The 22,308-nt window shown below is 71.7% G+C and carries 20 protein-coding genes, 2 tRNA genes and 2 pseudogenes; 10 read left to right on the top strand and 14 right to left on the bottom strand.

The window, feature by feature from the left end; all coding sequences use genetic code 11:
* Positions 1 to 105: 105 nt before the first annotated feature.
* The 3 genes from JRG78_RS05885 to JRG78_RS05875 all read right to left on the bottom strand — a co-directional run bounded on the left by JRG78_RS05885 (position 106) and on the right by JRG78_RS05875 (position 2,066).
* Positions 106 to 672, bottom strand: a complete 567-nt coding sequence (locus JRG78_RS05885; RefSeq protein WP_259608069.1) for a single-stranded DNA-binding protein — start codon at positions 670 to 672, stop codon at positions 106 to 108.
* A 132-nt stretch (positions 673 to 804) separates the two neighbouring features.
* Entirely contained in the window at positions 805 to 1,332 is a 528-nt protein-coding gene (gene msrA, locus JRG78_RS05880) for a peptide-methionine (S)-S-oxide reductase MsrA (protein ID WP_272653760.1), read from the bottom strand.
* A gap of 107 nt (positions 1,333 to 1,439) precedes the next feature.
* The gene (locus JRG78_RS05875) at positions 1,440 to 2,066 is read right to left on the bottom strand and encodes a LysE family transporter (RefSeq protein WP_259608067.1); all 627 of its coding nucleotides are present in this window, start codon (positions 2,064 to 2,066) and stop codon (positions 1,440 to 1,442) included.
* 95 nt (positions 2,067 to 2,161) lie between these two features.
* Here JRG78_RS05875 and JRG78_RS05870 point away from each other — a divergent pair, with 95 nt between their 5' ends.
* A complete protein-coding gene (locus JRG78_RS05870; protein WP_272653759.1) occupies positions 2,162 to 2,422 on the top strand; it encodes a hypothetical protein in 261 nt (86 codons plus the stop codon).
* Positions 2,423 to 2,464: 42 nt separating this feature from the next.
* Here JRG78_RS05870 and JRG78_RS05865 read toward each other — a convergent pair.
* Positions 2,465 to 2,537 (bottom strand) — tRNA-Arg (locus tag JRG78_RS05865).
* Positions 2,538 to 2,596: 59 nt separating this feature from the next.
* Here JRG78_RS05865 and orn point away from each other — a divergent pair.
* The 6 genes and pseudogenes from orn (at position 2,597) to JRG78_RS05835 (ending at position 5,123) form a co-directional block, all read left to right on the top strand.
* A complete protein-coding gene (gene orn, locus JRG78_RS05860; protein ID WP_259608065.1) occupies positions 2,597 to 3,223 on the top strand; it encodes an oligoribonuclease in 627 nt (208 codons plus the stop codon).
* Between the two features lie 36 nt (positions 3,224 to 3,259).
* A tRNA-His gene (locus JRG78_RS05855) sits at positions 3,260 to 3,335 on the top strand.
* Between the two features lie 98 nt (positions 3,336 to 3,433).
* Positions 3,434 to 3,832, top strand: a pseudogene (locus tag JRG78_RS05850) (GNAT family N-acetyltransferase); the annotation flags it as partial.
* Positions 3,833 to 3,946: 114 nt separating this feature from the next.
* Positions 3,947 to 4,291 carry a metallopeptidase family protein gene (locus JRG78_RS05845; RefSeq protein ID WP_259608137.1) on the top strand — a complete coding sequence of 115 codons (345 nt, stop codon included), beginning with the start codon at positions 3,947 to 3,949 and terminating at the stop codon, positions 4,289 to 4,291.
* Positions 4,292 to 4,321: 30 nt separating this feature from the next.
* Positions 4,322 to 4,594, top strand: a pseudogene (gene clpS / locus JRG78_RS05840) (ATP-dependent Clp protease adapter ClpS); the annotation flags it as partial.
* A 25-nt stretch (positions 4,595 to 4,619) separates the two neighbouring features.
* Complete coding sequence (locus JRG78_RS05835; RefSeq protein WP_259608063.1) at positions 4,620 to 5,123, top strand: DUF2017 domain-containing protein; 504 nt, start codon at positions 4,620 to 4,622, stop codon at positions 5,121 to 5,123.
* Positions 5,124 to 5,127: 4 nt separating this feature from the next.
* Here the strand turns inward: JRG78_RS05835 and JRG78_RS05830 are convergent, their stop codons facing one another.
* The 7 genes from JRG78_RS05830 to JRG78_RS05800 form a co-directional block, all read right to left on the bottom strand.
* Positions 5,128 to 5,709, bottom strand: a complete 582-nt coding sequence (locus JRG78_RS05830; RefSeq protein ID WP_272653758.1) for a hypothetical protein — start codon at positions 5,707 to 5,709, stop codon at positions 5,128 to 5,130.
* Entirely contained in the window at positions 5,693 to 6,013 is a 321-nt protein-coding gene (locus JRG78_RS05825; protein WP_259608061.1) for a hypothetical protein, read from the bottom strand. The genes JRG78_RS05830 and JRG78_RS05825 overlap by 17 nt, the downstream gene beginning before the upstream one ends.
* A gap of 33 nt (positions 6,014 to 6,046) precedes the next feature.
* On the bottom strand, positions 6,047 to 7,315 hold the full coding sequence (gene dinB / locus JRG78_RS05820; protein ID WP_272653757.1) for a DNA polymerase IV: 1,269 nt from the start codon (positions 7,313 to 7,315) through the stop codon (positions 6,047 to 6,049).
* 99 nt (positions 7,316 to 7,414) lie between these two features.
* On the bottom strand, positions 7,415 to 8,944 hold the full coding sequence (gatB, locus tag JRG78_RS05815; RefSeq protein ID WP_272653796.1) for an Asp-tRNA(Asn)/Glu-tRNA(Gln) amidotransferase subunit GatB: 1,530 nt from the start codon (positions 8,942 to 8,944) through the stop codon (positions 7,415 to 7,417).
* Positions 8,941 to 10,458 (bottom strand): Asp-tRNA(Asn)/Glu-tRNA(Gln) amidotransferase subunit GatA, encoded by a 1,518-nt coding sequence (gatA, locus tag JRG78_RS05810; protein WP_272653795.1) that lies wholly within the window; start codon positions 10,456 to 10,458, stop codon positions 8,941 to 8,943. Before gatA ends, gatB begins: the two co-directional genes overlap by 4 nt.
* Positions 10,459 to 10,472: 14 nt before the next feature.
* Positions 10,473 to 10,772, bottom strand: a complete 300-nt coding sequence (gene gatC / locus JRG78_RS05805) for an Asp-tRNA(Asn)/Glu-tRNA(Gln) amidotransferase subunit GatC (protein WP_259608059.1) — start codon at positions 10,770 to 10,772, stop codon at positions 10,473 to 10,475.
* 9 nt (positions 10,773 to 10,781) lie between these two features.
* Positions 10,782 to 11,381: a dihydrofolate reductase family protein gene (locus tag JRG78_RS05800; protein ID WP_259608058.1), complete on the bottom strand. Its 600-nt coding sequence runs from the start codon at positions 11,379 to 11,381 to the stop codon at positions 10,782 to 10,784.
* 92 nt (positions 11,382 to 11,473) lie between these two features.
* Between JRG78_RS05800 and JRG78_RS05795 the strand changes: the two genes are divergently transcribed.
* A complete protein-coding gene (locus JRG78_RS05795; RefSeq protein WP_272653756.1) occupies positions 11,474 to 13,174 on the top strand; it encodes a long-chain-fatty-acid--CoA ligase in 1,701 nt (566 codons plus the stop codon).
* A 103-nt stretch (positions 13,175 to 13,277) separates the two neighbouring features.
* Complete coding sequence (locus tag JRG78_RS05790) at positions 13,278 to 15,062, top strand: DEAD/DEAH box helicase (RefSeq protein WP_442927364.1); 1,785 nt, start codon at positions 13,278 to 13,280, stop codon at positions 15,060 to 15,062.
* A gap of 133 nt (positions 15,063 to 15,195) precedes the next feature.
* Here the strand turns inward: JRG78_RS05790 and ligA are convergent, their stop codons facing one another.
* The 3 genes from ligA to JRG78_RS05775 form a co-directional block, all read right to left on the bottom strand.
* Positions 15,196 to 17,514, bottom strand: coding sequence for an NAD-dependent DNA ligase LigA (gene ligA / locus JRG78_RS05785; protein ID WP_272653755.1), 2,319 nt, complete (start codon positions 17,512 to 17,514; stop codon positions 15,196 to 15,198).
* Positions 17,515 to 17,720: 206 nt separating this feature from the next.
* Positions 17,721 to 18,818: a tRNA 2-thiouridine(34) synthase MnmA gene (gene mnmA / locus JRG78_RS05780; RefSeq protein ID WP_272653754.1), complete on the bottom strand. Its 1,098-nt coding sequence runs from the start codon at positions 18,816 to 18,818 to the stop codon at positions 17,721 to 17,723.
* Positions 18,819 to 18,868: 50 nt separating this feature from the next.
* The gene (locus tag JRG78_RS05775; RefSeq protein ID WP_272653753.1) at positions 18,869 to 20,035 is read right to left on the bottom strand and encodes a cysteine desulfurase family protein; all 1,167 of its coding nucleotides are present in this window, start codon (positions 20,033 to 20,035) and stop codon (positions 18,869 to 18,871) included.
* Positions 20,036 to 20,142: 107 nt separating this feature from the next.
* Here JRG78_RS05775 and glgX point away from each other — a divergent pair, with 107 nt between their 5' ends.
* Positions 20,143 to 22,212 (top strand): glycogen debranching protein GlgX, encoded by a 2,070-nt coding sequence (glgX, locus tag JRG78_RS05770; RefSeq protein ID WP_259608053.1) that lies wholly within the window; start codon positions 20,143 to 20,145, stop codon positions 22,210 to 22,212.
* The last annotated feature ends 96 nt before the right edge of the window (positions 22,213 to 22,308 follow it).

Below are 22,308 nucleotides of genomic sequence, written 5' to 3'. Positions count from 1 at the left end.
ACGCCCCTGCGCGCCACGACCCGGAGCCTCCCACCGCCACCGCCCGCATCCCCCGCCGCCGCACCCGCGGGCATCGCTCGCACCAGCGGCCGTCGGCGCCCGGGGCTAGGCGTACGCCTCGGCAGGTTCCTCCTCCACCCGCGCCAGCCCGGCGTCGTCCCACAGCTCCTGGTCGCTGTCCGCGTCCTCCTCCGCCGCGCCGCCCGCGACCGGCTCGCCGGCGGGGGCCCAGCTCTGGGGGGCCGAGGGCGCGGCGACCGCCGGAGCGGGCATGGTGGTCGGCGGCACCGCGACCTCGGTCGCCTGCGGCGCTGCCCGCCGGGCGCGCAGGAACGCACTGGTCCCCCACCGCAGATCGTGCCCGATCGCATCCGCGACGATGTCCGCCGCGTACCCCTTCCGGCCGTTGCTGTCCCACTCCTTGAGCTGCAGCGTGCCGGTGATGATCACCGCATCACCGCTGCGCAGCGAGGCCTTGGCGTGCTCGGCCAGCTGGCGGAACGCAGAGACCGAGTACCAGTTCGGCTCCTTCTCCACCCACTCGCCGGTGCGGCGGTCGCGATAACGGGATGTCGTGGCCACCCGGAAGTGGACCACGGCGTCGCCGTTCGCCGTCACGCTCCTGACCGGATCTCCGCCGATGTTGCCGCGGATGGTCACCGTGTCGCTCATGTTCGTCCTCCTGTCGTGCCGGGTCCGCGCCCGGATCACTACAGCGTGCTCCGGCGCGGACGCCGGCATCAGGCTGGAAGCCGGTGCCGGTGGAGAACCCGCGGGATCCGCCCGCTGTGGAGGAGGAACGACTCAGGCGACGTACTCGGCGAACCGAGCGCGCACCTTGTTGACCTTCGGCACCGCGACGGCGTTGCAGTAGCCCTGGGTCGGGTTCTTCGCGAAGAAGTCCTGGTGGTACTCCTCCGCCGGGTAGAACTCGCCGAGCGGCTCCATCGTGGTGACCGGCTCGCCGTCCCAATACGTGGCGGCGCGGTCGCGGGCCTTCTGGAACAGGGCGCGCTGCTCGTCGTCGGCGGGGAACATGGCGCTGCGGTACTGCGTGCCGATGTCGTTGCCCTGACGGTTGAGCTGGCGCGGATCGTGCATCGTGAAGAACGCGTCGAGGATCACATCCTCGGGGATCACGTCCGGATCGAAGGTCACCGCCACCGCCTCGGCGTGACCGGTCGTGCCGGTGCACACCTGCTCGTAGCTGGGGTGGGGTGTGGTGCCGCCGGCGTAGCCGGACACCACCGTCTCCACCCCGCGCAACGGGCGGTAGGCGGCGTCGAGACACCAGAAGCAGCCGCCGGCGAGCACGAACGTCTTCTTCGCCATGTCGATCTCCTTGTCGTCGCTACCATGCTACGCCCTCCGTGTCGGCCGGGGCGTGCGTCACGGCGCGTGCGCGCACCTCACGACGGCCTCGGTGCACCATGAGCAGCTCAGTGCACCAAGAGCAGCAGCGCGGCCACGGCGATGAACAGCCCGCCGAACACGGCGTTCAGGATGCGCTGCCCGCGGATGCTGCCGGTGAGCCGGCGGAACGGCCGCGCCGCCACCGCGAAGAAGAACCACATCACCAGCACGTCCACCGCCACGACCGTCGCGACGAGGATCAGGTACTGCGGCAGCGGATCGCGGTCGAGCCGCACGAACTGCGGCACGAAGGCGAGGAAGAACACGATCGCCTTCGGGTTCAGGATGTTGACCCAGAAGCCGCGGCGGAACATCGACCAGCGCCCCTCGCGCCGCCGTGCCGCGGGCTCCGAGGCGTCTTCGGCCTGTGGACGGGCGAGGATCAGCCGGATGCCGAGGTAGACCAGGTACGCGGCGCCGAGATAGCGGATCGTCTCGAACAGCACGGGCGACTGCGAGACGAGCAGCCCGACTCCGGCCGCGACGATCGCGATGTGCACGACGAGCGCGGCCTGCTGGCCGAGCACTCCCCAGATCGAGCGCCGCCAGCCCTCGTTGAGCGCGTTGGTCATCGTGTTGATGGCGCCCGCGCCCGGGGTGAGGCTGATGACGATGCACGCGGCGAGCAGCGAGAGCCAGATCGTCCACGTCACCAGCACAGTGTAGGGATGCCGCGCGGCGGGTGCACATCGCCCGGGAGCCGATGTCGGTGGTCGTCCTTATGTTCGAAGCACGGAAAGGAGACGACATGGACACCCTGATCGAGAACCTGCCTTCGATGCTGTGGGAGACCCCGGCGCTGCGCGGTCCCGAGCACCTGGAGCGCGCGGCCGACCATCTCTGGCGCGTGGTCGACGAGCGCGGCAGCATCCGCGGCCACCTGCGGGTCGTGGCCGATCCGCTCGGCATCCGCTACCGTGCCGAGCGGCTGCATCTGGCCTCCGGAACGTTCCGGCTCGTCGGCGAGTTCTGGCAGGCGGACGATGCGGTCGCGGCGCTGCGGTACTGAAGAACGGCGAACGCCGACCTCGGGCTCGTCGGCCACCAGGCGTGCCCCCTGCAGGATTCGAACCTGCGACCAACAGATTAGAAGGCTGTCGCTCTGTCCACTGAGCTAAGGAGGCGGTATCCCCAAGGCTACCGCGCACGATGGAGCTTCGCCCGCCATCACTAGGATGTGAGCATGGTTTCTGCCTCCGAGAACGACCGCCTGGTCTGGATCGACTGCGAGATGACCGGCCTCGACCTCGCCGTCGACGAGCTGGTCGAGATCGCGGTGGTCGTCACGGACTTCGAACTGCGCCCGCTCGATCCGGGCTTCCAGGTCGTGATCAAGCCGAGCGACGCGGCACTGGCGCACATGAACGAGTTCGTCACCGAGATGCACCGCACGTCCGGGCTTCTCGACGAGATCCCGCACGGCGTCTCCATCGCCGAGGCCGAGGAGCGCACGCTCGAGTACATCAAGCGCTTCGTCCCGCTCGAGCGCAAGGCGCCGCTGGCCGGGAACACGATCGGCACCGACCGGATGTTCCTCGCCAAGTACATGCCGCGGATCGACCAGTACCTGCACTACCGCAACGTGGACGTCTCGAGCATCAAGGAGCTCTCCCGCCGCTGGTACCCGCGCGTGTTCTTCCAGGCGCCGGCCAAGGACGGCGGGCACCGCGCCCTGGCCGACATCCTCGAGTCGATCCGCGAGCTCCAGTACTACCGCCAGGCGGTGTTCGTGACCGAGCCGGGACCGTCCAGCGACGACGCGCGCGACATCGCCGCGCGCACGGTGTCGGAGTTCACCTCAAACGTGTAATAGACTCTTCTGGTTGCCTGCGGAAGCGGGCGCATGGTGGGTATAGCTCAGTTGGTAGAGCGCCTGGTTGTGGTCCAGGAGGTCGCGGGTTCAAGCCCCGTTACTCACCCCACTCGGAAGCCCGGTGATCAGAAGGTCACCGGGCTTCCGCTCTTCGGTGCCGCATGCCCGCACCGCTCCCGCTCCCGCTCGGCTCGATAGCATCGAGACATGCCCTCCCACGTCCGCCCCGCGACCGAGGCCGATCTGGCCGCGCTGGCCGGCATCGAAGCCGCGGCCGACGCCCTGTTCGAGGAGGCGTTCGGTCCGCTCGACTGGGGGACGCCGCCCTCGGGACGTGCACGTCTCGACGACGGCGGGTTCGTCCTGGTGGTCGCCGAGACCGGGTCCGGCGCCCCGGTCGGCTTCGCGCACGTCATCGAGCACGAGGAGACCGCGCACCTCGAGCAGCTGTCCGTGCTGCCCGGGCACACGCGCCGCGGTCACGGCCGAGCCCTGCTCGAGGCGGCGATGGACGAGGCAGCCGCGCGCGGCGCGACCCGGATGACGCTGCGCACCTACGCCGATGTGCCCTGGAACGCCCCGTTCTACGCCTCGGCGGGCTTCCAGGAGCATCCCGACCCCGACGACGACTTCCACCGCGGGCTGGTGGCGGCCGAGGCGCGTCTGGGCCTGGATCGGCACGGCCGGCGGGTGCACATGGAGCGGCCCCTCCCCCGCGGCATGCAGCTGGACGCGGATGCCTTCGAAGCCCTGGTGATCGAGGAGCTCGACCGGCTGCCCGACGACATGGTCGACGGACTGGAGAACGTGGTGTTCGTCGTCGAGGACGCCCCCGAGGACGGCGAGGAGCTGTTCGGCCTCTACGACGGCCTGGCCCTCACCGAGCGCGGCCAGTACGGCATGGGCGAGCTGCCCGACCGCATCGTCGTCTACCGCCGGGCGCATCTGGCCGCGTGCGAGACCGAGGACGAGCTGCGGGACGAGATCCACACCACACTGGTCCACGAGATCGCGCACTTCTACGGCATCGACGATGCGCAGCTGCATGAGCTGGGGTGGGCATGAGCGCCCTTCGCCGCCCCTGAGGTTGACGAGGACGTCGACGAGGCCGTCGATCTCACCGCCGCTCCGCTCGAACCGTGGCAGGTCGTGGTGTGGAACGACCCGGTGAACCTGATGAGCTACGTCGTGCGGGTCTTCCGCACCTACTTCGGGTACTCGCGGGAGCACGCCACGCGCCTGATGCTCGCCGTGCACCACGAGGGGCACGCCGTGGTCGCGACCGGGCCGCGGGAGACGATGGAGACCCACGCCCGTGCCATGCACGACTACGGCCTGTGGGCGACCGTGCGGAAGGCGCCGCTGTGAGCACGCCCGGGGAAGGAACCGAGACATGGACGACCGCGTGATCCTGCTGCCGCTGGCGCTCATCGAGGGCGTGCACCTGGCGCGGCTCGTGGACGAGTTCCGGATGCTGCTCGACGAGGAGGCGCCCGAGGACGCCGGGCTCGCTCGCCTGACCCCGGACGCCTACCCGGAGGACCGCGACGCCGCCGCCACGTACTCGGAGCTGACCCGGCGGGAGCTACTGGACCGGCGGGCGGGGGACGCCCGCGTGGTGCGCGCCGCGCTGGACGGCTTCCGCATCGAGGACGACGACGATGACGACGCGGTGCTGGCTCCGCGCGACGTGGTGATCCGGGTGGACGACCTCGACGCGTGGTTGCGCACCTTGACCGCGATGCGCCTGGTGATGGCGTCCCGGCTCGGTGTCGACGAGTCCGATGAGCATCACCCCGACGACCCGCGGTTCGCCGTGTACGACTGGCTCGGCTACCGCCTGGACGGGCTGATCCGCGTCGCCGACGAGCAGGACGCGCCGCCGGAGCGGCCCTGACACCTCAGGGGATGGGGATCACGACGTCTGCGAGCGCCACCGGGTCGTGACGGGCGATGTGCGCCCGCTCCTGCGCCGCCCAGCGGTCCCAATGCGGCCGGAACGCGTCCCCGTCGCGCCCGAGCGCGCGGTGCCGGCGACTCGGCTCAGGCGAGTCCACCCAGACGCGGACGTCCGCCAGGCGTGCGGTCGCGGTCGTGAGCGCCCCGCACCCCTCCACGATCAGCCCGAGCGCAGGATCCACCGCGTGGCTCTCCGCGTACTCCCCAGCCTCCCAGTCGAAGCGCTGCCAGGTGCCGAGGAGGCCGCGCGCATGCGGACGGAGGATGCGCTCCCGCGCCGTCTCCACCCCCTCGGCGAGGCCGTCCCAGCCGGGGTAGATCGAGTCCAGAGCCACGAGCTGCGGCGCTGTCTGCAGCGGCCACTCCCGCACCAGCACACGGGCGATGGTCGTCTTGCACGCGCCGCTGCGGCCGTCGATCAGGACGACCGGGTTCGAGGCCGCGACCTCGCGGACGGCGTCGCGCAGCCGTGCCACGCCCGCGACGATCGCCGCCGCGACCGGGTCGTCACTTCTTGAGGGCACGGATGATGCGGCTCAGCGCGCGGCCGGCGATCCAGACGAACGGCGTCGCCACGGCAAGCAGCGACACGAAGTTCGGCTCGAAGCGCAGCCCCTCCTCACGACGGACGTACACGCCGAGCGGGATGGCGACTCCGCCGCCTCCTCCGCCGCCGGCGGAGTCGTCCATGTTGCCTCCGCCGAAGCCGGTCAGCGTGAGCGCGACGGGCGTGAACTCCGCCCCGTCCACCTGCTGCGGTTCACCGTAGGCGCTTTTCACGCCGAAGGACGCGGCGCTGCGGCCGAGCTCGAGTGCGATGTGAGGCATGCAGCTACGCTAGCCCACCGGCCGGGGCATCCGTCATTCGAGATCTCGGCGCGGATCGGAGGGGCTGCGCGGGTGCGGTGCCGCCCCGCGCCCGTCGCCTGCGCCGAGGTGCCGGGCGCGCGTGACCATGGCGGTTCCGAACCGGGAGCGCGCCCGATCGAGGGCGCCCTCGACGCGGCGCCAGTCCTCGTCGTCGTCCCAGAGGCCGAGCGCCCCGCCCGCCGGGCGGAGGCGTTCCGCACGCACCCCGACGAGGCGGACCGGGTCGCGCCGGGCGATCTCGTCGAAGAGCCCCCGGGCGACCTCGCCGAGGCGCTGGCCGACCGAGGTCGGCTCGGGGAGCGTGTGCGATCTGCTGACCGTGCTGAAGTCGGCGAAACGCACCTTGATCGCCACGCCGCCGGCCTCCCACTCCGCCCGGCGCAGCCGCGCCGCGACCCGGTCGGCCAGGCGCAGCAGCTCCGAGCGCAGGAACTCCGGATCGGAGACGTCGGTGTCGAAGGTTTCCTCATGCCCGACGCTCTTCTCGACCCGGCTGGTCTCCACCCGGCGCGGGTCGTGCCCGGCCGCCAGCTCCCGCAGCCTGCCGGCGAGGGCGGGGCCGACGGCACGCTCGAGCGCGGACGGCGATGTGGTGCGGATGTCGCGGATGAAGCGGATGCCGCGGGACTCGAGCGCCTCGGCGGCCTTCGGCCCGACACCCCACATCGCGCGCACCGGTCGGGGGTCGAGGAACTCCTGGGTCCGGGCCGCGGGGACGATCAGCATCCCGTCCGGCTTGGCGATCGTGGACGCCATCTTCGCGACGTGCTTGGTCGCGGCGACCCCGACGCTGCAGGTGATGCCGACCTCGTCGGCCACGCGCCGGCGGATCAGCTCCGCGATCCGCCCGGGGCTGCCCCACAGCCGGCGCACACTGCGCACGTCGAGGAACGCCTCGTCGATCGACAGCGGCTCGACGACGGGGGTGATCTGGTCGAAGATCGCCATCACCTGCGTGGACACGGCGTGGTAGCGGGAGAAGTCGGGCGGGACGATGCGGGCCGTCGGGCACAGCCGCAGCGCCTGGGACACCGGCATGGCGGAGCGCACGCCGAAGCGGCGCGCCTCGTATGAGGCGCTGGAGACCACCGAGCGCCCGTCCGGGGATCCGATGATCAGCGGCAGGCCGCGCAGGGACGGATCATGCAGCACCTCCACCGCCGCGTAGAACGCGTCCATGTCGACGTGCAGGATGCCGGTGCCGCTGTCGTCGGCCCCGGGCGGCGAGACGATGCGCCCCGATCCGTCACCGCGTCCCATCAGGCCATTCTCCCTCCCCCATGCGTTCGGGGCGGGTTTTCATGTTCGGGGGGTCGTCCGCCGCCCCGAACGCGAGAACCCGCCCCAAACGGGTGGGAGCTACTGGGCGGCGCGGTCGAGGATGAGCTCGCGGACGCGAGCCGCATCCGCCTGGCCCTTCATCGCCTTCATCACGGCGCCGATGATGGCGCCCGCCGCCTGCACCTTGCCGTCCTTGATCTTGGCGAGCACGTCCGGCTGCGCGGCGAGGGCCTCGTCGATCGCGGCGATGAGCGCCCCGTCGTCCGAGACGACGGCGAGCCCGCGGGCGTCGACGACCTCCTGGGGCGTTCCCTCCCCCGCGATGACGCCCTCGAGCACCTGCCGGGCGAGCTTGTCGGTGAGCGTGCCGGCATCGACGAGCTTCTGCAGCGCGGCGACGTCGGCCGGGGAGACCAGCGAGGCGGCATCCGTCTCCTGCGCGTTGGCGATGCGGCTGATCTCACTCATCCACCACTTGCGCGCGGCCGCCGGGGGTGCCCCGGCCGCGACGGTCGCCTCGACCTCGTCGAGCAGGCCGGCGTTGACGACGCCCTGGAACTCGATGTCGCCGAAGCCCCAGTCCGCCTTGAGGCGGCGCCGGCGCGCGACGGGCTGCTCCGGCAGGGCGGCCCGCAGCTCCTCCACGAGCTCGCGCGACGGCTGCACGGGCAGCAGGTCCGGCTCGGGGAAGTACCGGTAGTCGTCGGCATCCGACTTCGGACGGCCCGGGGAGGTGACCCCGGTGTCCTCGTGCCAGTGCCGGGTCTCCTGCACGATCGTGCCGCCGTCGGCGAGGATCTGCGCCTGACGCTGGATCTCGTAGCGCACGGCCCGCTCGACCGAACGCATCGAGTTCACGTTCTTCGTCTCGGTGCGGATGCCGAGCGGCTCGGGCGGCGCCCCCTCGGGGACGCGACGGCGCAGGGAGACGTTCGCGTCGCAGCGCAGGTTGCCGCGCTCGAGGCGCGCCTCGGAGATGCCGAGGCTGCGCACGATGTCGCGGATCGTGGCGACGTACGCCTTGGCGATCTCGGGGGCGCGGTGCTCGGCGCCGAAGATCGGCCTGGTCACGATCTCGACGAGCGGCGCACCGGCGCGGTTGTAGTCCACGAGGGAGTACTCGGCGCCGTGGATGCGGCCGGTCGACCCGCCCATGTGGGTGAGCTTGCCGGCGTCCTCCTCCATGTGGGCGCGCTCGATCGGGATGGTCACCCGGGTGCCGTCCTCGAGCTCGACCTCGACGGCGCCGTCGAAGGCGATCGGCTCGTCGTACTGGGAGATCTGGTAGTTCTTGCCGAGGTCAGGGTAGAAGTAGTTCTTCCGCGCGAACCGGCAGGATTCCGCGATCGAGCAGCCCAGCGCCAGGCCGAGGCTGATCGCGGATCGCACCGCCTGCTCGTTGACCACCGGCAGCGACCCGGGCAGCCCGAGGTCGACCGGGGCGATCAGCGTGTTCGGCTCGGCCCCGTGGTACGCGTCGTTGGCCGGGTTCGGGGCGTCCGAGAACATCTTGGTCTCGGTGTTCAGCTCGACGTGCACCTCGAAGCCGAGCACCGGCTCGAACAGCTCGAGCGCCTTGTCGTAGTCCATCAGCGCAGCGGCCATCAGCGGTTCCCTCCCACGAGCGACGGGGCTCGGTCCAGCAGCAGGCCACCCCAGGAATCGGTGAGCACGGCCTCGAGGGCCGCGCCGACCCGGTACAGCCGGGCGTCCTCGCGCGCCGGCGCAAGGAACTGGATGCCGACCGGGAGGCCGTCATCCTCGGCGAGCCCGGACGGGATCGAGATGCCGGGGACCCCGGCGAGGTTGGCGGGGATGGTGGTGATGTCGTTGAGGTACATCTGCAGCGGATCGTCGATCCGCTCGCCGAGCCGGAACGCCGTGGTGGGCGCGGACGGCGTGGCGATGACGTCGACGTCGGCGAACGCGTTCGCGAAGTCCTGCTGGATGAGGGTGCGCACCTTCTGGGCGCTGCCGTAGTACGCGTCGTAGTACCCGGCGGACAGGGCGTAGGTGCCGAGGATGATGCGCCGCTTCACCTCGGGCCCGAAACCGGCCTCGCGCGTGGCGGACATGACGTCCTCCACGGTGGGGGTGCCGGCCGGGGTGACGCGGAGGCCGAAGCGGACGGAGTCGAACTTCGCCAGGTTGCTCGAGGCCTCCGCGGGGAGGATGAGGTAGTACGCGGCCACACCGTACTCGAAGTGCGGGGCGGAGATCTCCACGATCTCGGCGCCCTGCTGCTCCATCAGGGTCAGGGCCTGGTGGAAGGAGGCCGCCACGCCCGGCTGGAAGCCGGAGTCGGGGAGCTCACGGATGACGCCGACCTTCAGGCCCTTGAGGACCTCCCCGCTCGCGCCCTCGCGCGCGGCGTCCGCGAAGGACGGCCACGCGTCGGGAAGGGAGGTGGAGTCCTTGGGGTCGTGCCCGCCGATGACGTCGTGCAGCAGACCGGCGTCGAGCACGGTGCGCGTGACCGGTCCGACCTGGTCGAGGCTGGAGGCCAGCGCGATCGCGCCGTAGCGGCTGACGCCGCCGTAGGTGGGCTTGACGCCGACCGTGCCGGTGACGTGCGCGGGCTGGCGGATCGAGCCGCCGGTGTCGGAGCCGAGGGCGAGGGGTGCTTCGAAGGCGGCGACCGCCGCGGCCGAGCCGCCGCCGGAGCCGCCGGGGATCCGCTCGAGGTCCCACGGGTTGCGGGTCGGGCCGTAGGCGGAGTGCTCGGTGGACGAGCCCATCGCGAACTCGTCCATGTTGGTCTTCCCGAGCGGCACGAGACCGGCCGCACGGGAACGCGCGACCACGGTGGCGTCGAAGGGCGACATGTACCCCTCGAGGATCTTCGAACCGCTCGTCGACGGCTGATCGGTGGTGACGAGCACGTCCTTGATCGCGAGCGGCACGCCGGCGAGGGCGTCCAGCTGCTCGCCGGCGGCCCGGCGACGGTCGATCTCGGCGGCGGCGTCGAGCGCGTGCTCGTTGACGTGCAGGAAGGCGTGCACGTCGCCGTCGACCTCGGCGATCCGGTCGAGGTGCGCCTGGGTGGCCTCGACGCTGGAGATCTCCCCGGCGGTGAGCCTGTCGGCCAGGTCCGCGGCGCTCAGGCGGATGATGTCGCTCACTGCTGCCCGCTCGCTCACTGCTCCTCCCCCAGGATCGCGGTGACGCGGAAGCGGCCCTCCGCCGCATCCGGTGCGTTCTGCAGCGCCTGATCCTGCGTCAGCGTCCGACCCACGACGTCCGGCCGGAACACGTTGTGCATCGCGATCGGGTGACTGGTCGCGACGACGTCGGGGGTGGCGACCTGCGACACCTTCGCGATGTTGTCGACGATGACGTCGAGCTGACCGGTCAGCTGTGTCACCTCGTCGTCGGTGAGCTTGATGCGCGCGAGCACGCCGAGATGGCGCACGAGATCGGGGGTGATTTCAGACACCACCCCAGTCTAGGAGAGGGACGCCGCCCCTCCGGTGCGATCCCCGGCCGCGCGGTACTCGATGGTGACGATGCCGGTGGGGCCCGCCTCGGTGTGATCCAATTCCAGCCGGAGGTGCGGCATGCCCGCGGGGGCGAAGGATCGGCCGGCGCCGAGCACGACCGGCAGGATCCTCAGGCGGAGGACGTCGACCTGGCCGGCCCAGAAGAGGGCGTCGGTGAGGTCGAGGCTGCCCCACACGATCACGTCCCCGTGACGGGAGCGCAGCAGCTCCGCGGCATCCGTCGCCGTTCCCGAGAGCACGGCGATCTCGCCCTCGCCCCACGGTGCGCGTTCCAGGGTGGACGACAGCACGTATTTGGGCAGCCCGTTCACGTACGTCGCGACGGCCTCCTCCTCGGCGGTGCGCTCCGGCCAGTACGCGGCGAACATCTCGTACGTGCGGCGTCCGAACAGCACGGCGTCCACCCGCGCGAGCCGGTGCATCTGCTCGGACGCCGGATCGGACTCGTCGCCGAAGTCGGCCTCCCAGAAGAAGTCGATGCCGCCGAGCTCGTCGACGGCGTATCCGTCGGCGGAGACGATCTGTTCCACGATGATGCTGCCCATGACATCCTCCCGGCGCACCCGACTCCCGGCGCACCCGACGGTAGCACTCGGCCGCGGGCGGCGTAAGTGCCCTCGCACATAGGCTGGAGGTCGTGACCGTCTTCGATCCCCCGCGCCCCTGGACCGCCAGCTACGCCCCCGGGGTTCCCGAGGACCTCGCGCCTCTCGACGGCTCCCTCGTCGACATCGTCGCCGCATCCGCCCGCGACTATCCGCAGGCCACGGCGCTGCAGTTCTTCGGCGCGGAGACCACCTACGCCGAGCTGCAGCAGGCCATCGATCGCGCCGCGGCAGGGCTCCGCGACCTCGGCGTCGGCCCGGGCGATCCCGTGGCGATCGTGCTGCCGAACTGCCCGCAGCACATCATCGCCTTCTACGCGGTGCTGCGGCTGGGCGCGGTGGTCGTCGAGCACAACCCGCTCTACACCCCGCGCGAGTTGCGCAAGCAGTTCGAGGACCACGGCGCCGCGCACGCGATCGTCTGGAGCAAGGTCGCCGCGACCGTGCAGCAGTTCCCCGCCGACCTCGCCGTGTCGACGCTCATCTCCGTCGACGTGACGCGTGCCATGCCGCTGCGCATGCGGGCCGCGCTGCGCCTGCCGGTCGCGAAGGCGCGGGAGGCCAGGGCCGCGCTGACCGCGCGCGTGCGCGGCGCGATCGCGTGGGACGACGTGGTCTCCGGCCCGCCCCTGCCGGCGTCCCACCCGAAGCCGGCGACCAACGATCTGGCCATCATCCAGTACACCTCCGGCACCACCGGGACGCCCAAGGGCGCCGCGCTGACGCACCGGAACCTGCTGGCGAACGCCGCTCAGGCGCAGGCGTGGGTGCCGTCGATCCGGAGAGGCGAGGGCTGCGTCGTGTACGCGGTGCTGCCGATGTTCCACGCGTACGGGCTCACGCTGTGCCTGACCTTCGCGATGTCGATGGGTGCGCGTCTGGTGCTGTTCCCGAAGTTCGATCCCGATCTCGTGCTGGAGATCGTGAAGAAGCACCCGGCGACGTTCCTGCCGCTCGTCCCGCCCATCGCCGACCGCGTTCTCGCCGCCGCCCGGCGCAACGGCGTCTCCCTCGCCGGCATCGAGATCGCCATCTCCGGGGCGATGGCCCTGCCGCACGAGCTCGTCGTCCCGTTCGAGGAGGCGACCGGCGGCTACCTCGTCGAGGGGTACGGACTCAGCGAGTGCTCCCCCGTGCTGATGGCCAACCCGGTCGCGGAGAACCGCGTACCAGGCACCGTCGGGCTCCCCCTGCCCGGCACGGAGTGCCGCGTGGTGGACCCGGAGAACCCGACGGTCGACGTGCCGGCGGGGACGGCGGGCGAGCTGATCGTGCGCGGCCCGCAGGTGTTCTCCGGCTACTACGGCAAACCCGAGGAGACCGAGGCGGTGTTCGTGGACGGGTGGTTCCGCACCGGCGACATCGTCACGATCGACGAACACGGGTTCGTGCGGATCGTGGACCGGATCAAGGAGCTCATCATCACCGGCGGCTTCAACGTCGCGCCCACCGAGGTGGAGAACGCGCTGCGTCAGCATCCGCTCGTCACGGATGCCGCAGTGGTGGGGCTTCCCAGCGAGCACTCCGGGGAGGAGGTCGTCGCCGCCGTCGTGGTGGCCCCGGATGCCGAGGTGGACGTGGAGGCGATCCGGGACTTCGCCCGCGGGATCCTCACCCCGTACAAGGTGCCGCGGCGGATCTTCGTCGTCGACGACCTGCCGCGCTCACTGATCGGCAAGGTGCTGCGCCGTCAGGTGCGGGAGAGGCTGCTCGCGCTCACCGCCGGCCGGTAGACGACGTCAGGTCAAGGGCGGACGGACGGAGACGGCCACCGGTGGAGGGCGGCGGGCGGGCATCTCCAAGCCGCGGCGGAAAGCGGCGCGCTACCCTTGGCCAGTGAGCCCTGAAGACGCAGACACGATCGACCCGACCGACGCACCGCCCGCGAGCCCCGGATTCGAGGAGCTCGGCATCACGGGGCCCGTGCTGAAAGCGGTCCGCGATCTCGGCTACGAGACGCCCTCGCCGATCCAGGCCGCGACTATCCCCACCCTGCTCGCCGGACGCGACGTCGTCGGCATGGCGCAGACCGGCACCGGCAAGACCGCCGCCTTCGCGCTGCCCGTCCTGGAGCGGCTGGACGTGTCGCAGAAGACGCCGCAGGCCCTGGTGCTCGCTCCCACCCGCGAACTGGCGCTGCAGGTCTGCGAGGCGTTCGAGTCCTACGCCTCGCGGATGCGGGGCGTGCACGTGCTGCCGGTGTACGGCGGCCAGGGGTACGGCGTGCAGCTGTCCGCGCTCCGCCGCGGCGTGCACATCGTCGTCGGCACCCCCGGGCGCATCATGGACCACCTGGCCAAGGGCACCCTCGATCTGTCCGCACTGACCTATCTCGTACTGGACGAGGCCGACGAGATGCTGAAGATGGGCTCCGCGGAGGACGTGGAGCAGATCCTCGCCCAGACGCCGGTCGAGAAGCAGGTCGCCCTGTTCTCGGCGACCATGCCGACACAGATCCGCCGCCTCGCGCAGAAGTACCTGCGCGACCCGGAGGAGATCACGGTCAAGTCGAAGACCGCGACTAACACGAACATCACCCAGCGCTACCTCGTCGTCTCCTACGCGCAGAAGGTGGATGCCCTCACCCGCATCCTCGAGGTGGAGAACTTCGACGGGATGATCGTGTTCGTCCGCACCAAGAACGAGACCGAGACCCTCGCCGAGAAGCTCCGCGCCCGCGGCTATTCCGCCGCGGCGATCAACGGCGACGTGCCGCAGGTGCAGCGCGAGCGGTCGGTGAACCAGCTCAAGGACGGCAAGCTCGACATCCTCGTGGCCACGGATGTCGCCGCCCGCGGTCTGGACGTGGAGCGGATCAGCCACGTGGTGAACTTCGACATCCCGACGGACACCGAGTCGTACGTGCACCGCATCGGCCGCACCGGGCGCGCCGGCCGCACCGGCGACGCGATCAGCTTCATCACCCCGCGCGAGCGGTACCTCCTGAAGCACATCGAGAAGGCCACCCGCCAGCAGCCGACGCAGATGCAGCTGCCGACCACGGAGGACGTGAACACCACGCGTCTGGCGCGCTTCGACGACGCGATCACGGCCGCCCTGCAGGAGACCGACCGGATCGAGGGCTTCCGCGACATCATCGCCCACTACGTCCGCCACCACGATGTGCCGGAGGCGGACGTCGCGGCCGCGCTCGCCGTCGTCGCGCAGGGCGAGACGCCGCTGCTGCTGGATCCCGCCACCGACGAGCTGTCCCGAGCCGTGGAGCGGGACAACCGCCCGCCCCGTGAGCGCACCGACCGCGCGGACCGCCCGGACCGCGAGGCGCGCGGGCCCCGCCGCGGCCGTGGCGACTACGCCCCGTACCGGATCGAGGTGGGGCGTCGCCATCGGGTCGAGCCGCGGCAGATCGTCGGTGCTCTCGCCAACGAGGGCGGCCTGGGTCGCGACGACTTCGGCGCGATCGACATCCGCCCCGACTTCTCCATCGTCGAGCTGCCGGCGAACCTGGACCGCTCGGTGCTCGACCGGCTGCGGGACACCCGCATCTCGGGCCGGCCGATCGAGATCAAGCCGGATCGCGGGACCGGCGGACGCGGTGGCGGGCGCCGAGACGCCCGGCGCGAGGACCGGCCCTCCCGCAAGCCCCACCACCGGGCCTGAGCCGTCTGCTGCCGTGACGCCGCGCTCATGGCGTGGCGCCGGGCGCTCCCCGCCCGCGACCTATCCCCGACGGGATGGCGTCGCGGCTCCTGGGAGGCGTTCCCCGTGATCGTCGGGGTTGACCGCGGGCCCGTCACGCATCGAGCGCGTCCGGCCCCTGCGTCACGAGGATGTGGAACTGCGCCGCATCCAGGATGCGGATGCCCAGCTCCTCGGCCTTCGCGAGCTTGGAGCCGGCGCCGGGGCCGGCCGCGACGAAGTCCGTCTTCTTGGACACGCTCGAGGCCGCCTTCCCGCCGGCCTTGATGATCGCCTCCTGCGCTCCCTCGCGCGTGTAGCCCTCGAGGGATCCGGTCGCCACGACGGTGAGGCCCTCGAGGACTCCCCCGCCGGCCCCGGCGGCGCCGGGGCCGGGGTGGCCGGGCGTGGACCACTGCACTCCGGCATCCGCCCACCGCTGCACGATCTCCTGGTGCCAGTCCACGGCGAACCAGTCCCGCAGCGAGTCGGCGATGATGCCGCCCACGCCCTCGACCGCGGCGAGCTCGTCCCGAGTTGCGGCGCGAATGGCGTCCAGCGATCCGAACCACTGCGCCAGCGCCCGAGCGGCGACCGGGCCGACGTGGCGGATGTTCAAGCTGACGAGCAGACGCCAGAGGTCCTTTGTCTTCGCCTTCTCGAGCTCGTCGAGCAGCTTCAGCGCCTGCGACGAGGGCTGCGGGCCGTCGAGCCCCGCCTTGCGCTCCGCCGGGCTCGGGTTGCGGCGGAACGGGGCGCGGGTCTTGGCGATGCCGTCGTCGTCGACCTTGGGCAGGCCGGTCTCGGCATCCTTCACGACGACCTCGATCGGGACGAGATCCTCGAGCGTGAGGTCGAACAGCCCGGCCTCGGTCTCCAGCGGCGGGACCTCGGGCACGCTCGGCTGTGTGAGTGCAGCGGCGGTCACCTCGCCCAGCGCTTCGATGTCGAGGGCGCCGCGGGAGCCGATGTGCTCCACCCGCCCGCGCACCTGCGCGGGGCACGACCGGGCGTTCGGGCAGCGGAGGTCGATGTCGCCCTCCTTCATCGGACGCAGCGGAGTGTCGCACTCGGGGCAGCGCTCCGGCATCACGAACTCCCGCTCCGTGCCGTCGCGCTTCTCCACGACCGGGCCGAGCACCTCGGGGATCACATCCCCCGCCTTGCGAAGCACGACCGTGTCGCCGATGAGGACGCCCTTGGCCTTCACGACGTCCTTGTTGTGCAGGGTCGCCTGCCGCACCACCGACCCGGCGACGTGCGCGGGCGCCATCACGGCGTACGGGGTGGCGCGGCCGGTGCGCCCGACGGAGACGACGATGTCGAGCAGCTTCGTCTGCACCTCCTCCGGCGGGTACTTGTACGCGATGGCCCAGCGCGGCGCCCGGCTGGTGGCGCCGAGCTCGTCGTGCAGCGCGAGCTCGTCGACCTTGACGACGATGCCGTCCAGCTCGTGCTCGATATCGTGCCGGTGCTCGCCGAAGTGCTCGACGAAGGCGACGACCTCGTCGATGCTGCGGCACACCTTCGTGTGCGGGCTGGTGGGGAGTCCCCATTCCGCGAGCAGGTCGTACACCTCGCTCTGCGCCGCGACCGGCGGGTCGGGCCAGGCGCCGATGCCGTGCACGTAGAGCGACAGGGAGTCGACGCGCAGCAGGCCGGCCTCCCGTTCCAGACCGGTCTTCTTGTCCAGCTGCTGGCGCAGGCCTCCGCTGGCCGCGTTGCGGGGGTTGGCGAAGGCCGGGAAGCGGCGGGCCGCGGCGGCCTTCGCCTTGTCCTCGTCGAACGGCCGCTTCGCCCCGGCACGGGACTCCCAGCGGCTGCGCGCCTCCGCCACGGCGCGGTCGCGGAACTCGGCCTGCGCGGCGTTGAGACGTTCGAACGCGGCGACGGGGATGAACACCTCGCCGCGCACCTCGACGACCGGCGGATGCCCGGAGCCGGCGAGCCGCTCGGGGATGTCGGCGAGCCGCAGGGCGTTCTCGGTGACGATCTCCCCGACACGTCCGTCGCCGCGCGTGGCCGCGGAGGTGAGGACGCCGTCCTCGTAGCGGAGGTTGATGGCCAGGCCGTCGATCTTCAGCTCGGTGAGCCAGGCGACCTCGCGCCCGGCGGCCGCCTGCGTCTTGGCGGCCCAGTCGCGCAGCTCGTCGATCGAGAAGACGTTGTCGAGGCTCAGCATCCGCTCGGCGTGCTCGATCGTCGCGAGGGCGGTGCCCTCCGCCGCGCCGATCATCTGCGTCGGCGAATCCTGCCCCTGCAGCTCGGGGTGCAGCCGCTCGAGCTCCTCCAGCCGCCGCATCCAGGAGTCGTAAGTGGCGTCGTCGACGAGCGAGGTGTCCCGCCCGTAGTAGGCGTCCTTGGCCTCGAGGATGCGGGTGGTCAGCTCCTCGGCCTCGGTGCGGGCGGCTTCCAGCGAGATGTTCTCCGGCACCCGGCCAGTCTACGAGCGGCCACCGACGTCGACACGGCACGCCGTCCCGCCGAGCGACTTCGGTGCGTGCGGGTCGCGGCATCCGTCGCTCGCGCTCGCACTCGCACTGCACTCGCTCGGCCATGTGCGCTACGCGCGGATGCCTCGGGCGGATGCGTCCGCGGGAAGCGCACAGATCCGCGCGAAATGGACGGGGGATTCGCGGGTCAGGCGCCGACGGGGACGGCGGAGACCGTGGTGTCGATCGTGAACTGACCGAGCACGCGCGTGCCGACGTAGAGGACCGCGCTCTGACCCGGGGCGACGCCGTCGAGCGGCTCGTCCGGGACGGCGCGCACTCCGGCATCGGTCACGAACGCGGTCGCCGGCACCGGGTCGGCGTGCGCGCGGATCTGCACCTCGCACGGGAACTCGGATGCCGTGGGCGCGGCGCCGGCCCAGCTGAACCGCTCCCCCGCGATCTCCGCGATCGCGAGCGCCTCCTTCGGGCCCACGACCACGGTGTTCGAGACCGGACGCACCTCGAGCACGAATCGCGGCTTCCCGTCCGGAGCGGGGACGCCCAGCCGCAGACCGCGGCGCTGTCCGACCGTGAACGCATGCGCGCCGTCGTGGCTGCCCACCACGGCGCCGGTCCGGTCCACGATGTCGCCCCGCGCGGCGCCGACCTTCTCCGCGAGCCAGCCGCGGGTGTCGCCGTCGGGGATGAAGCAGATGTCGTGGCTGTCCGGCTTCTGCGCGACGCCGAGGCCGCGGCGCTCCGCCTCGGCGCGCACGAGCGCCTTCGAGGGAGTGTCGCCGAGGGGGAAGTAGGTGTGCGCGAGCTGCGCCGCGGTGAGCACGCCGAGCACGTAGGACTGGTCCTTGGCGGAATCGGAGGCGCGGTGCAGCTCCAGACCGCCGTGACCCTCGACGAGCGTCGCGTAGTGGCCGGTGCAGACCGCGTCGAAGCCGAGTTCGAGGGCGCGCTCCAGAAGCGCGGCGAACTTGATCTTCTCGTTGCAGCGCAGGCACGGATTCGGGGTCCGCCCGGCCCGGTACTCGGACACGAAGTCCTCGATCACGTCCTCGCGGAAGCGCGCGGAGAAGTCCCACACGTAGAACGGGATGCCGAGCCGGTCGGCGGCGCGGCGGGCGTCCATGGCGTCCTCGATGGTGCAGCACCCGCGCGAACCCGTGCGCAGCGTGCCGCCGGCGCGGGACAGGGCGAGGTGCACGCCGACGACGTCGTGGCCGGCGTCCACCGCCCGCGCCGCCGCGACGGCGGAGTCCACGCCGCCGCTCATCGCCGCCAGAATCCGCATCCGTCCAGTCTACGAGCGGGTGGCTGAACGGGGGCCGGTGGCGCGCCCGCTCAGCGACCGGGGGTGCCGGAGGCGCGGGCGTAGGCGTCGGCGATGACGGCGAGCACGGCGTCCACGTCGGCATCCGTCGAGGTGCGGCCGAGCGTGAATCGCAGCACGCTGCGCGCGTCCTGCTCGCTGCGCCCCATCGCCATCACCACGTGCGACGGCTCGGCGACGCCCGCCTGGCATGCGGCGCCGGTGGACGCCGCGATCCCCGCCATGTCCAGCAGGAACAGCAGGCTCTCCCCCACCGCGCCGGGGAACAGAACATGAGCGTTTCCGGGGAGACGGTCCCGAGGATCGCCCAGCAGCTCCGCCCGCGGCACCCGGTCCCGGATGCCGTCCACCAGCCGGTCCCGCAGGGCGGCCAGCCGCGCCGACTCCGCCTCGCGTTCGGCCTCTGCGGCCTCGAGCGCCACCGCGAACGCGGCCGCCCCCGGCACGTCCTGCGTCCCGGCGCGCAGGCCGCGCTGCTGGGCGCCGCCGTGCAGCAGCGGTGCGATCCGGGCGGAGCGCGCGACGACGAGCCCGCCGATCCCGACCGGCGCGCCGATCTTGTGCCCGGCGACCGTCATCGCCACAAGCCCGGAGCCGTCCGGGGCGTCGCCGCGCAGACCGCGGAACGACAGCGGCAGGTGACCCCAGGCCGCGACCGCGTCCAGGTGCAGCGGCACCCCGGCATCCGCCGCCGCCTGGGTGAGCCCCGCGACGTCGTTGACCGTGCCGACCTCGTTGCTCGCCACGAGAGCCGTCGCCAGCGCCGCACCCGGGAGAGCCTCCGCGAAGGCCGCGACGTTGATCCGTGCGAGGGAGTCCACGGCGACGCGACGCACCACCGCACCGCGCGCGGCGAGATCCGCGACCGTCTCGATCGTGGCGTGGTGCTCGGCATCCGGCAGCACGATCGCCTCCGTACCCGCCCTGCGCCGCTCCCACAGTCCGCGGAGGGCCGTGTTGATGGCCTCGGTCCCGCCGGAGGTGAACACCACCTCGACGGGGTCGCAGCCGAGCACCGCCGCCGCCCGCTCCCGCGACTCCTCCAGCAGCCGGCGGGCGTCCTGTCCCGCCCCGTGCGTCGACGCGGCGTTCCCGACGATCGCGCCGGCCGCGATCCAGGCATCGCGGGCCTCCGGGCGCAGCGGCGCGGTCGCCGCGTGGTCGAGGTAGAACCGCATCGTCCCATCCTCGCACCGCCGCCTGCGCGAATCCCGTACCGGGACCGAGACTCACAGCCCATGCGACCGGGAATCAGAACCGGCGATCCGGCGATAAGCTGTTCGTCATGCCCGCGCAGACCGCTCCGCCCCTCGGGGACACCGCCCTCGACGATCTGGGCGTGCGCCTGCACGACGGTGTGGGCACGTTGCGCGTCTGGTCGCAGAACGCGTCGTCCATGGAGCTCGTCGTCTTCGACGCCGCCGACCTCGACTGGGAGGTCGCGCAGGTGCCGCTGGAGCGGCGTCCGGGCGGCGTCTGGGAGGTCACCTCCGACCTGCTGCAGCCCGGCACCCGCTACTCGCTGCGCGTGAACGGCCCGCACGGACCGGGCAACATGTTCAACCCCGAGACGCTCCTGCTCGACCCGTACGCCCGCGGCCTCGCCCAGGGCCACGGCTATGAGGAGTGGCGCTCGGTCGTCATCGAGGACGGCTTCGACTGGGGCGGCGTGCAGAAGCCGCGCACCCCGCTCGACCGCACCATCATCTACGAGGGCCACATCAAGGGGCTCACCAAGCGGCATCCGCAGGTCGACACCGCCCTGCACGGCACCTACGCCGGGCTCGCTCACCCGGCCATGATCGAGTACTTCCAGTCGCTCGGCATCACCGCGGTCGAGCTGCTGCCGGTGCACGCCTTCGTCCCCGAGCCGCGACTGCTGGAGCGGGGGCTGACGAACTACTGGGGCTACAACACCCTGAACTACTTCACCCCGCACTACGCGTACGCCACCGAGGGCGCGCGTAAGGGCGGCCCCGAGGCCGTGCTGCGCGAGTTCAAGGGCATGGTCAAGCTGCTGCACGAGGCCGGCATCGAGGTCATCCTCGACGTGGTGTACAACCACACCAGCGAGGAGGGCATGGGCGGGCCCCGCTCCGGCTTCCGCGGCATCGACAACGCCCTCTACTACCGCCAGCTGCCCGACGGCGCCTACGTGGACACCACCGGCTGCGGCAACACGGTGAACACGGCGACGGATGCCGCGGCGCGGCTCGTGCTGGATTCGCTGCGCTACTGGGCGAACGACATGCAGATCGACGGCTTCCGCTTCGACCTCGCCACCGCCCTGGGACGCGACGCCAACCACGAGTACGACCCCGAGCATCCGCTGCTGCTCGCCATCCGCGACGACCCGGCCCTGGAGGGCACGAAGATCATCGCCGAGCCGTGGGACGTCGGGCTCGGCGGCTGGCAGACCGGGAACTTCCCCACCGGGTGGAGCGAGTGGAACGACCGCTACCGCGACCGGGTCCGCAACTTCTGGCTCAGCGACATCGACTACGCCCGGCGCGCATCGGCCCCGGTCGGCATCGGCGGCTTCGCGAGCCGGCTCGCCGGATCGGCGAACACGTTCAGCGAGGAGCGCGGTCCGCTCGCGAGCATCAACTTCGTCACCGCGCACGACGGGTTCACCCTGCACGACCTCGTCTCCTACGACGTCAAGCACAACGAGGCGAACGGCGAGAACAACCGCGACGGCGCAGACATGAACCGCTCCTTCAACCACGGCGTGGAGGGTCCCACCGACGACCCGGTGATCCTCGCGGCGCGGCGGAAGGCGATGCGCAACCTCCTCGGCACGCTGCTGCTCTCGGCCGGCATCCCGATGCTGACCGCCGGAGACGAGTTCGGCCGCACCCAGCGCGGCAACAACAACGCCTACTGCCAGGACTCGGCGCTGACCTGGCTGCACTGGGAGCACGAGCCGTGGCAGGAGGACCTCGTCGCGCACGTGTCGCTGCTGACCCGGCTGCGCGCCGAGAACCCGGCGCTGCGCCCGTCCCGGTACGCCCGGCTGGGCGAGCACATCCCGAACGCGTCGGTCATGGACTGGTACGACCAGAACGGCGAGACCATGGACGTGGAGCAGTGGAACGACCCGCGCAACCGCACGCTCCAGTACGTCGCCGCCTCCACGCCCGACAAGGAGGACTACAACCGCATCCTCCTGATCGTGCACGGCAACGAGAACCCGACCGATGTGCGGCTCCCCGAGTCGATCGAGGGCGCCACGTCGTTCATCTCGCTGTGGTCCAGCGCCGAGGAGCGCCCGAGCGAGGAGCAGCGCACCTTCGCCCCCGGCGACGTGCTGCCGATCGCCGGCACGTCCATGCACCTGTTCCGGGTCGAGTAGCCGGTCGCACGGCGGCGCCCGCCCGGATCGGCGACCCTGCGACACGACCTCGTCGCGGACCTACCTCGGTGCCACCGGGAACGGTATGTTCAAGAT

Origin of the sequence: Microbacterium sp. EF45047, assembly GCF_028472845.1 — a bacterium.
Lineage (GTDB): Bacteria > Actinomycetota > Actinomycetes > Actinomycetales > Microbacteriaceae > Microbacterium > Microbacterium neungamense.
Note: the sequence above shows the minus strand (reverse complement) of the source record. Positions and strands in the feature narration are given on the sequence as shown.